Raw genomic sequence first — 12413 nt, forward strand, 5'->3', positions numbered from 1 at the left:
GGCGAACTGCACCGCTACATCGTAACATCCTGAAGTCCCAGGATCCGCGCTTGCGCGACCGTCGTGTAGTATGTTGCTGGAACAGTACGCTTCCACTTATTCACTGAACATGCTTCTGCCGACATTTGTTACCCGACACCGCCCTATCGCAAGGACTTTGAATTCTGCCTCGGCGGCAATCCGCCCTTACGGTCTGTCCCTGGCCATGCTGGGCATGGCGATATTGCTGGCTTCCTGCGGAACCACCAAACCCGTCGGACAAGGTCAGTATCGCGTCGCGAGGGGGGATACCCTCACAAAGATTGCTCGCGAACATGGGCAAAGCGTCGATACCCTCATCCGTTTGAATAAGCTGAAAGACGGCAACAGTATCCGGGTCGGGCAGGTTCTTAATGTAAGGGGTGGCACAGCGACGGCTCCCGCTCCCCGGGCATCGACAAACAGTCCATCCATTGCCGCCCCACGATCCATCGATCTCGTCTGGCCCGCGGAAGGAAGACCCAACCGGGGCAGCTCGGCTCCCCACACCCAGGGCGTTTATATTGCCGGCGTGGCTGGATCGCCCGTCAAGGCTGCGGCAGCCGGTAAAGTGATGTACGCCGGCAATGGCTTGCGAGGTTATGGCAATATGCTCATCGTGAAGCACGACGCCGACTTTTTAAGCGTCTATGCTCATAACCAAACCTTATTGGCAAAAGAAGGCGCGCAGGTCAGGCAAGGACAAACAATTGCCACGATGGGCAACACGGGCAGCAATGTCGTGAACCTGTATTTCGAGCTCCGCTACGGCGGCAAGGCGGTCGATGCATTGCGGTATCTGCCCAAGAGATCTTTGCAGTGACCCGCCAAGCACCCAAGATAAGTCTATGAATGCGCAGGCCGGGCAGTCAGTTGCACACCCAGCGCGGCGCATACACGGGCAATGGTATCGAAGCGCGGGTGCGATCCAGGGCGCAATGCCTTATAGAGCGCCTCACGTGTCAGACCGCTGGCTCGCGCGACTTCCGTCATACCACGCGCGCGGGCAATGACACCCAGCGCATGGGAAAGCTCGGCGGGATCGTTTTCTTCCAGAACCACCGTCAGATAGTTGGCAATGTCCTCATCCGTCTTGAGGACTTCGGCCATGTCGAACTCCGGCAGCTCGGAAATCTTGCTTGTCTTGGTCATGTAGGTTACTCCTGCAGTGTCTTCGCCAGCGCGATGGCCTGCTTGATATCGGCATTCTGTGTGGACTTGTCGCCGCCGCCCAGCATGACAATCAACACATCGCCCCGCTGGACGTAATACATTCGCCAGCCAGGACCAAAGTGTTCACGCATTTCGCTGACGCCCTCGCCTATCGGCGCCACATCACCCAGGTTGCCGCGCTGAACCTTATCCAAGCGCTTTGCCAGGCGAATTCGAGCCATGCCATCCTTCAGGCCGCCAATCCATCGCTCGAACTCCGGCGTTTGCTTGACTGTGAACATAAGGCAACTGTAATCACTTATTCACACTGCGTCAACATTCCTGGGCTGGGGGGCGCGTCTGGCTGGGTGATAGTGTGGGATAGACTTTGGATTGCCTTATACGATGTGACACAAGCAAGCGAATGAAAAAACCCGCAAACCTATGTGGAATGCGGGTTTCGTGTACTACCTGATATGACGGCCGACTTACATATTGTCGATCATCACCTGGCCAAAGCCCGAGCACGACACTTGGGTCGCGCCTTCCAGCAGGCGTGCGAAGTCGTAGGTGACCTTTTTCGACAGGATGGATTTTTCCATGCTGGAGATGATCAGGTCGGCGGCTTCGGTCCAACCCATATGGCGCAGCATCATTTCGGCGGACAGGATTTCGGAACCGGGGTTCACGTAGTCCTTGCCGGCGTACTTGGGCGCGGTGCCGTGGGTGGCTTCGAACATGGCAACGGAGTCGGACAGGTTGGCGCCCGGGGCGATGCCGATGCCGCCCACTTGTGCGGCCAGCGCGTCGGACACATAGTCGCCGTTCAGGTTTAGGGTGGCGATGACGTCGTACTCGGCCGGGCGCAGCAGGATCTGCTGCAGGAAGGCGTCGGCAATGACGTCCTTGACGGTGATTTCACGACCCGTCTTGGGGTTCTTGAATTTGCACCATGGGCCGCCGTCGATCATTTGGGCGCCGAATTCCTTTTGCGCCAGCTCATAGCCCCAGTCGCGGAAACCGCCCTCGGTGAACTTCATGATGTTGCCCTTGTGCACCAGGGTGACCGAGGGCTTGTCGTTGTCGATGGCGTACTGGATGGCCTTGCGGACCAGGCGCTGCGTGCCTTCGCGCGAAACCGGCTTGACGCCGATGCCCGAGGTTTCGGGGAAGCGGATCTTGGTGACGCCCAGTTCGTTCTGCAGGAAGGAAATGAGCTTCTTGGCATTGGCGCTTTCAGCTTCGAACTCGATGCCGGCGTAGATGTCTTCCGAGTTTTCGCGGAAAATGACCATATTGGTTTTTTCCGGCTCGCGCACGGGCGAAGGAACACCCTTGAAGTATTGGATGGGGCGCAGGCAGACGTACAGGTCCAGTTGCTGGCGCAGCGCGACGTTCAGCGAACGGATGCCGCCGCCCACGGGCGTGGTCAGAGGGCCCTTGATGGAAACGACGTAGTCCTTGACGGCTTCCAGGGTTTCTTCGGGCAGCCAGACGTCGGAGCCATATACTTTCGTGGACTTCTCGCCGGCGTAGACTTCCATCCAGTGGATTTTGCGCTTGCCGCCATAAGCCTTGGCCACCGCAGCGTCAACGACCTTGAGCATGACCGGCGTGATATCGGCGCCGGTGCCATCGCCTTCGATGAAGGGGATTACGGGCTCATCGGGGACGTTGAGCGAAAAATCGGCGTTAACCGTGATTTTCTGGCCCGCTGCCGGGACTTTGATGTGCTGATAGGACATGGATGCTCCAGTTGTGCTCCGGAAGGAGTAGAAATCGGTTGAACGAAAAGCAAAAAGCTCAGTCTTATATAAGAGTAGTTTATCCTAAATTTAACAAATCTGATATCGCCCCACCCCGCCTCGACCAAAAGCGCGATGCGGGGGAAGCTAAAATGATGCGCTTGCAGCCATCGCTATACAACAGGAAGCTTTATGTTCAATCCCTCCCGGGAACAGGTACGCCAGTTTTTCACCGAATCATGGAGCAAACACCGTTCGGGCGGGATCCTGACGCCCCTGGAAACCATGGCGGTCGACCTGATCGAACAGCACCCGGAATACCACGCCGACCTGGAAAGCCCGGATAGCGCAAACCGGGATTTTTCCGTCGAACAGGGGAAGACCAATCCCTTCCTGCACCTGTCCATGCACCTGGCGATCAACGAGCAGTTGTCCATAGACCAGCCACCCGGCATCAAAGCGGCTTTCCAGAGCCTGCTGGCCACCCGCGACGCCCACGACGCCGCGCACGTCATCATGGAGGCGCTGGGCGAAGTCGTCTGGGAAGCCCAACGCCTGGGGACACCCCTGGACACCGATAAATACCTGGAGCTGATCCGGCGCCACGCAAGCCGGAACTGACCCGGCCCGCATTATGCTTTAAAGAAAAAGGCCAAGTCCTGCGGATACAGGACTTGGCCTCTTGGCTTTTTACAGCCCCGCCTTTCTTGCGGAGCAGAACCTTACTTGCGCACCGCCAAAGGCGAGGGCAGGCTGGACAACCAGGCGGAGATGTTCTGGATATCGGCCGGCGACAGCTGGGCCACCATGGCGCCCATGATGGCGTTCTTGCGCGTATTGGCAGTGGCCGGAGCACCGGAGGCGCCGCGCTTGTAGGCGCGAAGCGCATGCTCCAGGTAATCCTGGTGCTGGCCGGCCAATACCGGGTAGGCCGGCATGGTGGACGATTTGCCGTCGGCGCCATGGCAGGACGCACACGTGAATTTTTCAAATGCGGCTTTGCCGGCATCCAGGTCGGCGGCGAGCGCGCCCGAAGCCAGGGCGAACAAGGCGGAGCCAGCCAAGGCGAGTGTCAGTTTTTTCATTCAGGCCCCCGATTATTTAAGACTGGAATAGTAAGCCGCGAGATCGGCCATGTCCTGCTCGGACAGGCTTTGCGCAATGGCTTCCATGGTCGGGAACGTACGTGCGCCGCTGGCGTATTCTTTCAGCGCGGCAACAATGTACTCGGCATTCTGGCCGGCAATCATGGGCACGTGGTAGACCTCGGGGTAGCTGGACTTGTATCCCGGGATGCCGTGGCAGCCAATACACATAGAGGTTTTAGACAGAGCGGCCTTGGCGTCGCCCACAGGCGCGGCATCGGCCGCAAGTGCTTGGCCCGCGATGGCACAGGAGGCCACAACGGCTAGCGCATTCAAGGTGCGCGTCAGGGATGTTCGCAACTTCATAATAGCTCTTGTTTTGGCGTTGAATAAAATTTGATCTATGTCAATAGACCGGCTAAAAATGGTGATTGTACGATAATTGGGACACGCCATACACGAATGAATGCTCAATCTTGCAATAGCGGACGAGCAGCCTTCCCCAACCACGGAACGATACGATGACTTCTGCCGCACCCGCATTTTCCTCCGAACGATTCACGGGAACCGAGCGCTATGTCGCCACCGACGACCTGAAACTCGCCGTAAACGCGGCGCTTGCGCTGCAGCGGCCGCTGCTTATAAAGGGCGAACCGGGCACCGGCAAGACCATGCTGGCCGAGGAGGTCGCCGCGGCGCTGAAGCGGCCCCTGCTGCAATGGCACATCAAGTCCACCACCAAGGCCCATCAGGGACTTTACGAGTACGACGCCGTATCGCGCCTGCGCGATTCCCAGCTGGGCGATGAAAAGGTCCGCGACATCGGCAACTACATCGTCAAAGGAGTGCTGTGGCGCGCCTTCGAGTCGGAGGAGCCGGTGGTCGTGCTGATCGATGAAATCGACAAGGCCGACATCGAATTCCCCAACGATCTGCTGCGCGAACTGGACCGCATGGAATTCCACGTATATGAGACACGCCAGACCATACAGGCCAGGCACCGGCCGCTGATCATCATTACGTCGAACAACGAAAAGGATTTGCCGGACGCTTTCCTGCGCCGCTGTTTCTTCCACTACATCAACTTTCCCGATCCTTCGACCATGAAGGAGATCGTGGCGGTGCACTATCCGGACATCCGGGAGGACGTGCTTCGGGCAGCCCTGGACACCTTCTTCGCCCTGCGCGATGCCCCGGGACTGAAGAAGAAGCCATCGACCTCCGAGTTCCTGGACTGGCTGCGCCTGCTGGTGAACGAAGCCGTATCGGCCAAGGACATCAGCGGCGCGCAAGGCGACCTGCCGTTGATGGCGGGGGCCTTGCTGAAGAACGAACAGGACCTGACCCTGCTTCAGCGCCTGGCCGCCGTGGCGCGCGCCGGCCAGCGCCGCTGATCCGCTCCGGCGCACCCGACCCCATAACGAACCCAGCAAGGCCGTGAGCATGACACAAGGATTCCTTCAGCCGCCCTCTCCCACCACACTTAGCGGGCATGGGGTCAGCCTGATGCCATTGCATCGCGATCACGCCGACGCTCTGGAAGAAGCCGCCGCGGACGGCCGGCTTTGGGAGCTGCGAGTCACGTCGGTGCCCGAACCGGGCGGCGCCGCCGCTTATATCCAGGCAGCCCTCCAAGGCCAGGCGGCGGGGCATATGCTGCCCTTTGCCATCATCGACGCCAACAGCGGCCGCGTCATAGGCACCAGCCGCTATCACGATATCGTGCCCGCCCTGGCACGGCTGGAAATCGGCTACACCTGGTATGGCAAAAGCTGGCAGCGCAGCCACGTCAATACCGCCTGCAAGCTATTGCTGCTGCGCCATGCATTCGAGGTGCTGGGCGCGGCGCTGGTGGGATGGCGCACCGACAATTTCAATATTGCGTCCCAGCGTGCCATAGAACGCCTGGGCGCCCGCAAGGACGGCGTCCTGCGGCACCATGCCCTGCGCCGCGACGGCACGGTGCGCGACACGGTCATGTACAGCCTCGCCAAAGGCGAATGGCCCGAGGTCGAGAGGCACCTGGAATACAAGTTGCGAGCCTATCATGCTGATTGATTTTTTTTACCATTTGCGCGCACGCAGGCTGCCGGTGTCGGTGCAGGAATACCTGACCTTGCTCAGCGCCCTGAAAAGCGATCTGATGGCGCCGACCATCGACGAGTTCTACCATCTGGCCCGCATGACGCTGGTCAAGGATGAAACCCTGTTCGACCGCTACGATCAGGCATTCGGCGAGTTCTACCGCAATCTGCAGGCCGCCTTCCCGGAAGACAAGGAGATTCCTCTGGACTGGCTGATCAAGGAGTTTCAGAAGAACCTCACTCCGGAGGAAAAGGCGGCGATCGAAAAACACGGCTGGGACAAGCTGATGGAGCTCTTCAAGGAACGTCTGGAAGAGCAGAAAGAGCGCCATGCCGGCGGCAGCAAATGGATAGGCACGGGCGGTTCCTCGGCCTTTGGGCATGGCGGCTATCACCCGGAGGGCATACGCGTGGGCGGGCCGTCCGCCGGCAACCGGACCGCCGTCAAGGTCTGGGAAAAGCGCGAATTCAAGGACTATGACGACCAGCAGGAGCTGGGCACCCGCAATTTCAAGATGGCATTGCGCCGCCTGCGGCATTTTGCGCGCGAGGGCGCCGAGCTGGAACTGGATCTGGACCATACCATCCGCAGCACCGCCCGCAACGCCGGCTTCCTGGACTTGCAGATGGTGCCCGAGCGGCACAACACGGTCAAAGTGCTGATGTTGCTGGATGTGGGCGGCAGCATGGACGACCACATTGCACGGGTCGAAGAATTGTTTTCAGCCGCGCGCAGCGAATTCCGGCATCTGGAGGTGTATTACTTCCATAACTGTCCCTACGAATCCCTGTGGCAGAACAACCGACGCCGCTATTCCGAGCGCTTCGACACCTGGGACATACTGCGCAAGTACAACGACGACTGGCGCCTGATCATCGTGGGGGATGCCACCATGAGCCCCTACGAGATCCTGCAGCCGGGCGGATCCGTGGAGCATTACAACAAGGAAACGGGAGCGGCCTGGCTGCAGCGCCTGCTGGACAACTGGCCCAAGGCCGTCTGGCTGAATCCCGAACCCGCCGCCTACTGGCAATACCGCCAGTCCATCGCCATCATCCAGAACATCATGCACGACCGCATGTATGGAGTGACCGTCAGCGGCATCGAACAGGCCATGCGCCACCTGTCCAAATAAAGCCCGGGCACGGTAAATGCGCGCAAGCCGCCTGTGTTAAAAGAAGCACTGGCACTCACCGATATTCTCGTACGGACGCGCGCATGCAAACCCTACTGCCCAAGACCCTGATTCGTTTCGGCATTTTTCTTCTTCTTGCCTTCATGGCGGCTGCGGCGGGCGCCAAAGAATTGCCTGCGGGGGTATCGCAAGGCCCTTCGGTCGAAGGCGTGACCGAATACACCCTGCCGAACGGCCTGCGCGTCTTGCTGGCTCCCGACGCATCCAAGCCCACCACCACCGTCAACATGACTTACCTGGTGGGCTCGCGCCACGAGAACTACGGCCAGACCGGCATGGCCCATCTGCTGGAACACATGCTGTTTCGCGGCACGCCCACCTTGCGCAATGCGCTGGCGGAGTTCTCCAAGCGCGGCTTGGCCGCCAATGGCTCGACCAGCAGCGACCGCACCAATTACTACGCAAGCTTTGCCGCAAATCCGGAAACCTTGTCCTGGTATCTGGAATGGCAGGCCGATGCCATGGTGAATTCGCTGATCGCCAAGGAAGACCTGGATTCAGAAATGACGGTCGTGCGCAACGAAATGGAGCGCGGCGAAAACAACCCCTTCCAGATGCTGATGCAGCAGATGCAGGCGGCCGCCTTCCGCTGGCACAACTATGGCCACAGCACCATAGGCGCCCGCTCGGACGTGGAAAATGTGGACATCGGCCAACTGCGCGCTTTCTACAAGGAATACTATCAGCCCGACAATGCCGTGCTGATCGTCTCCGGCCGTTTCGATCCCGATGCCAGCCTTGAAACCATCGCCAAGGCCTTCGGGAAAATCCCCCGGCCCGAACGCAGCTTGCCGCCCGAGTACACCGTGGAGCCCGTTCAGGACGGCGAGCGCCTGGTCACTTTGCGCCGCCAGGGCGGCAGCCCGCTGATCGCCGCGCTGTATCATGCGCCGTCCGCCGGCAGCCGCGATTTCACCGCCCTGGACATAGGCGTTTCAATCCTGTCGGACACGCCTTCGGGAAGGCTCTATAAAGCACTGGTCGGCCAAGGCCTGAGCGCGAGCGTCTTCGGCTTTGCCGCCGGTCTGCGGCAGCCGGGCTACGCCTTTTTCGGGGCCCAGCTGGAATCCGGCATGGATCAGGCCAAGGCCCTGGCCACCCTGAACGACACATTGGCTTCAGTCGCGTCGGAGCCTTTTACCGAACAGGACTTGCAACGCATACGCAATAAATGGCTGACCGACTGGTCCAAGACATATGCCAATCCGCCCAGCCTGGCCTCGGCCCTGTCGGAAACGGCCGCCGACGGCGATTGGCGCCTGTTCTTTTTGCAGCGCGATTGGGTGGAAAGCATGGAGCTTGCCGACGTGCAGCGCGTAACGGCCGCCTATCTGGTGCCCAGCAATCGCACCAACGGCCGGTACATACCGACAGAGAAGCCACTAAGGGCTCCCACGGCGCCGGACGTCGACCTGGCCGCCTTGTTCAAGGATTACAAAGGCAAGGACACCGCCCAGTCCGTGGCCGCGTTCGACACCAGTCCGGCAAACATCGATGCCGCCACCCAGCGCACGCCGCTCGACCTGCCCAATGGCAAGGTCAAGCTCGCCCTGCTGTCCAAGCCCACGCGCGGCGACCGGGTGGAGGCGAATCTGCTGATCCAGTTCGGCGATGCAGACAGCCTGAAAGGCCAGCGGGACATATCCAGCGCGGTGGCGTCGCTGCTGGATCACGGCACGAACAGGATGTCCCGCCAGGAGATCGAGGATCGTTTCGATGCGCTGGAAGCCAGCGTCGATTTCGGCGGCGGGGCCGGAATCGTCATGGTTGACATGTCGACCACGGAAAAACATTTGCCTGAGCTGGTGAAGCTGGTCCTGCATATCGTCCGCGATGCCGATTTCCCCGAACAGGAACTGACCGAATACAAGCGCCAGGCCAGCACCGCCATCAGCGACGCCAAAGCGGAGCCCAGCGCCCTGGCCTCCCGCGCTCTGGCCCGCCACGACAATCCATGGCCCGCCGACGATGTGCGCTATACGCCCACCTTCGACGAAGCGCAGCAAAGTATCGCCTCGCTAACGCGCCAGCAACTGGTCGACTTCCATAGCCGTTTCTATGGCGCCGGAACCATCGAGTTTGCCGCCGTCGGCGCCTTCGACGCGGACGCCGTGAGAGCCGCCCTGGCCGAAGGCCTGGAGGGCTGGCGCAAGGCGCCCGCCTATACCCGGGTTGCCGACCCTTACCGGGAGGTTCCGCCGAAGACCTTCGCCATCGACACACCCGACAAGGCGAATGCCTTCTATCTGGCCAAGCTGCCCCTGAAGCTGCAGGACACCGACACGGACTACACCGCGCTGTACCTGGCCAACTACCTGCTCGGCAGCTCGGAGACCTCGCGCCTCTGGTCCCGCGTCAGGGTGCAGGACGGCCTGTCCTACGATGTGCGCAGCTATCTGGATGCGTCCTCCTACGAACCTTCGGGGGATTGGACCATCTATGCCATACATGCCCCGGAGAACAGCCAGCGGCTGCAACGTGCAGTGAACGAAGAACTGAAGCGGGTGCTGAACGATGGGTTCACGGACGAGGAAGTGCGTGAAGGTGCAGCCGCCCTGTTGAACTTCCGCAAGCTGGCCCGCAGCCGGGACGGCACATTGGCCTCGGCCTGGATCAACTACATGCAGCTCGATCGCAGCTTCGACTGGTCCGAGAAAATCGACAAGGAACTGGCGGCGCTGACGGCCGAGGACGTGAATGCGGCACTGCGAAAAAGGCTGGATCCATCGCTGTTCAGTACAGCGATTGCCGCGGATGAAAGCAAGCAGGAGAAATAGCTATTCGAGCTTGGAGTAACCAAGCTCCCGAAACTCGTCCCAAGGAGGATGGAGGCTACCTGGGCAGGCCATAATAGGTCCCTGGTACAGGCGACTTCTGAACCCAGCTTTACGGGCAGAACTATTTCTTGAGCTATCCGGCTCCCTTTAAAGGGAGCCGAACGCCGCAGGACGGTTAAGGCTACACGGCGAGAACGAGGCGCTGACCAATAACTACGGGTTCTTCGCTCTCCAGGACCAAGGTATTCTTGCTCACCTTGAATGTCGCCACCAAGCGGGCCAGTTCCTTGGCTTGGTCTTGCATGCTGCTCGAGGCGACAGAAGCTTCTTCGACAAGAGCCGCATTCTGTTGTGTCACCTGGTCCATCTGCCCCACAGCTTGATTCACTTGCTCGATACCGACGCTTTGTTCACTGCTGGCAGTAGTAATTTCACCCATAATGGCCACCACTTTCTTGATGCTGTCTACCGTCTCTTTCATCGCATCGCCAGCCTTTATTACAAGCTTATTGCCCTCCTCAGTGGCATGAACGGACGTTTCGATCAAGCCTTTGATCTCCTTGGCGGCGGTCGCACTACGCTGTGCCAAACTGCGAACTTCACTTGCCACGACAGCAAACCCGCGCCCTTGTTCACCGGCACGAGCAGCCTCAACAGCGGCATTGAGCGCCAGGATATTCGTCTGGAAGGCTATTGCGTCAATTACACTGATAATTTCCACCACATGCTTGGCGGAGCCATCGATGGACGCCATGGTGTCGACCACTTGCGCCACGACATCACCGCTTTCAATGGCCACTTTTACCGCAGTCTCAGCAAGCTGATTCGCCTGTTCGGCGCTACTGGCATTCTGTTTGACAGTGGTCGTCAGCTCTTCCATCGTCGCGGCTGTTTCGGCCAAGGAGCTTGCCTGCTCTTCAGTGCGCGAAGACAAATCGATATTGCCGGCAGCAATCTGTGCTGATGCAGTTGCTATCGCATCCGACCCTTCCTGAACCTGGCCGATCACTCCCACCAAATTAGTATTCATCTGACGCAGCGCATTGAGCAACTGGCTCAGCTCATCTTGCCCATTCGCCTCGATTTGCTGCGTTAAATCACGCTTGGCAACAGCTCTGGCATACTCCACCGCGCGCTTCAAAGGCTGAGTGATGGAACGGGTGATGCCATAGGCGAAAAGCAGGCCGATCAACAAGGCAAAAGATCCGACTCCCGTGACGGCCCAGATGGCTGCCTGATTGTTCTCTTTAAGCAAATCGCCTCGTTGGTTGATCGAGTCTTGCTGGAATGCAATCAGTGAAGCAATGCTTCGCTCGTACTCGATCCGCATCTTGGACAGCTCGCCGGCCAGCCGTTGGGCTCGGTCATAATCACCAAAGTTCTGTGCCTGAACCACCTCGTCGCGCACTTTCCCGTACTCGCTGGCCTCCTGCTTCACAATCTCGAACAAGCGGTCGACCTCTGGATCAATGATCGCGGCTTCGAGTTTCCTTTGAAGTTCGTCATAGGTCTTGGCCGCTGCGGCCATGTCTTGCTCAAATTCCTTACGCGTTTCGGCCTCCGTCACCTTGGAGATTACGGACACTCGTAAAGCATTTTCGCGGACGATGGTGCCCCATTCCGTCAGCAGTCGCTCTATGGGGAGGCGGCGCTCAACAATCTCGTCGGTAGCACGAGCGCCTCCCTGCATCCGCCAGAACGACAGCGTTGCCAAGATCGCTATAAATATCAACATCAATGCGAAACCTGCTGCCAGCCTCGCTCCAATACTAAATCGGTTCACCTTCTAATCCTTATTTGTAAATTTCTATATTTAGAATCGGTAACCGCAACCCTCCCGAGCCGCAGATGCCACGTGTCGGCGAATATCGATTGCCTTGCACTATGCAAGGTATGGTCAAGCCGCCCAAGCCGTAACAATAAGAAATACAAACCACTCGTCATTACAGTTGTAACGGTTAGGGAATGTACTATATGACATAAGCATGTCACAACTAATATAATTAAAGGTTTTGCAATAAAATCGTTATCGTTGTTCTTATACGTCAGCAATGCTCGCTCAAAAGGCATGCCTTCGCTCATGTACACCTTGCGCTCTATCGTTAAATATCGTTTAACTACAAAGGCTTGGTTCTACGCGCGGTACTCCAGCCTGTGGCCCAGGCGGATGTTATTCAGAGATTGAAGACGGACCAGCCTTGAAGGCGCCAAGAGCGGGATGCAACACTAGCTGGTCCCGTTCGAGACGTCTAACCTCCCGGTCTTATTCGAAAGGCTATTCGGGGATGGCCGAAGGGGTGAATGCGGCACTGCGAAAAAGGCTGGATCCATCGCTGTTCAGTACAGCGATTGCCGC

At 58.8% G+C, this 12413-nt stretch carries 12 protein-coding genes; 6 read left to right on the forward strand and 6 right to left on the reverse strand.

What is annotated here, in order from left to right; genetic code table 11:
- Positions 1 to 205: 205 nt before the first annotated feature.
- Positions 206 to 841 carry a peptidoglycan DD-metalloendopeptidase family protein gene (locus tag OEG81_RS12915; protein ID WP_264132595.1) on the forward strand — a complete coding sequence of 212 codons (636 nt, stop codon included), beginning with the start codon at positions 206 to 208 and terminating at the stop codon, positions 839 to 841.
- 23 nt (positions 842 to 864) lie between these two features.
- On the opposite strand, the gene OEG81_RS12920 is transcribed toward OEG81_RS12915, so the two are convergent.
- From OEG81_RS12920 to icd, 3 genes are all read right to left on the reverse strand, one after another.
- Complete coding sequence (locus OEG81_RS12920; protein ID WP_264129662.1) at positions 865 to 1170, reverse strand: addiction module antidote protein; 306 nt, start codon at positions 1168 to 1170, stop codon at positions 865 to 867.
- A 5-nt stretch (positions 1171 to 1175) separates the two neighbouring features.
- Positions 1176 to 1472 carry a type II toxin-antitoxin system RelE/ParE family toxin gene (locus tag OEG81_RS12925; RefSeq protein WP_264129663.1) on the reverse strand — a complete coding sequence of 99 codons (297 nt, stop codon included), beginning with the start codon at positions 1470 to 1472 and terminating at the stop codon, positions 1176 to 1178.
- A gap of 186 nt (positions 1473 to 1658) precedes the next feature.
- Positions 1659 to 2915 (reverse strand): NADP-dependent isocitrate dehydrogenase, encoded by a 1257-nt coding sequence (gene icd / locus OEG81_RS12930; protein ID WP_264129664.1) that lies wholly within the window; start codon positions 2913 to 2915, stop codon positions 1659 to 1661.
- A 192-nt stretch (positions 2916 to 3107) separates the two neighbouring features.
- Between icd and OEG81_RS12935 the strand changes: the two genes are divergently transcribed.
- Complete coding sequence (locus OEG81_RS12935) at positions 3108 to 3536, forward strand: DUF1841 family protein (protein WP_264129665.1); 429 nt, start codon at positions 3108 to 3110, stop codon at positions 3534 to 3536.
- A 101-nt stretch (positions 3537 to 3637) separates the two neighbouring features.
- Here OEG81_RS12935 and OEG81_RS12940 read toward each other — a convergent pair whose 3' ends face one another.
- Together OEG81_RS12940 and OEG81_RS12945 are read right to left on the reverse strand one after the other, a co-directional pair.
- Entirely contained in the window at positions 3638 to 4000 is a 363-nt protein-coding gene (locus tag OEG81_RS12940) for a c-type cytochrome (RefSeq protein WP_264129666.1), read from the reverse strand.
- A 12-nt stretch (positions 4001 to 4012) separates the two neighbouring features.
- The gene (locus tag OEG81_RS12945; RefSeq protein ID WP_264129667.1) at positions 4013 to 4366 is read right to left on the reverse strand and encodes a c-type cytochrome; all 354 of its coding nucleotides are present in this window, start codon (positions 4364 to 4366) and stop codon (positions 4013 to 4015) included.
- 155 nt (positions 4367 to 4521) lie between these two features.
- Between OEG81_RS12945 and OEG81_RS12950 the strand changes: the two genes are divergently transcribed.
- The 4 genes from OEG81_RS12950 to OEG81_RS12965 all read left to right on the forward strand — a co-directional run bounded on the left by OEG81_RS12950 (position 4522) and on the right by OEG81_RS12965 (position 10057).
- Positions 4522 to 5394, forward strand: a complete 873-nt coding sequence (locus OEG81_RS12950; RefSeq protein ID WP_264129668.1) for an AAA family ATPase — start codon at positions 4522 to 4524, stop codon at positions 5392 to 5394.
- 49 nt (positions 5395 to 5443) lie between these two features.
- Positions 5444 to 6058 (forward strand): GNAT family N-acetyltransferase, encoded by a 615-nt coding sequence (locus OEG81_RS12955; protein ID WP_264129669.1) that lies wholly within the window; start codon positions 5444 to 5446, stop codon positions 6056 to 6058.
- Positions 6048 to 7220 carry a vWA domain-containing protein gene (locus OEG81_RS12960; protein WP_264129670.1) on the forward strand — a complete coding sequence of 391 codons (1173 nt, stop codon included), beginning with the start codon at positions 6048 to 6050 and terminating at the stop codon, positions 7218 to 7220. The genes OEG81_RS12955 and OEG81_RS12960 overlap by 11 nt, the downstream gene beginning before the upstream one ends.
- Before the next feature lie 83 nt (positions 7221 to 7303).
- Positions 7304 to 10057 carry a M16 family metallopeptidase gene (locus tag OEG81_RS12965; protein WP_264129671.1) on the forward strand — a complete coding sequence of 918 codons (2754 nt, stop codon included), beginning with the start codon at positions 7304 to 7306 and terminating at the stop codon, positions 10055 to 10057.
- A gap of 181 nt (positions 10058 to 10238) precedes the next feature.
- Here the strand turns inward: OEG81_RS12965 and OEG81_RS18080 are convergent, their stop codons facing one another.
- Entirely contained in the window at positions 10239 to 11840 is a 1602-nt protein-coding gene (locus tag OEG81_RS18080) for a methyl-accepting chemotaxis protein (protein WP_317135350.1), read from the reverse strand.
- Between the last annotated feature and the right edge of the window lie 573 nt (positions 11841 to 12413).

It is taken from the genome of Pollutimonas sp. M17 (assembly GCF_025836975.1).
GTDB lineage: Bacteria > Pseudomonadota > Gammaproteobacteria > Burkholderiales > Burkholderiaceae_B.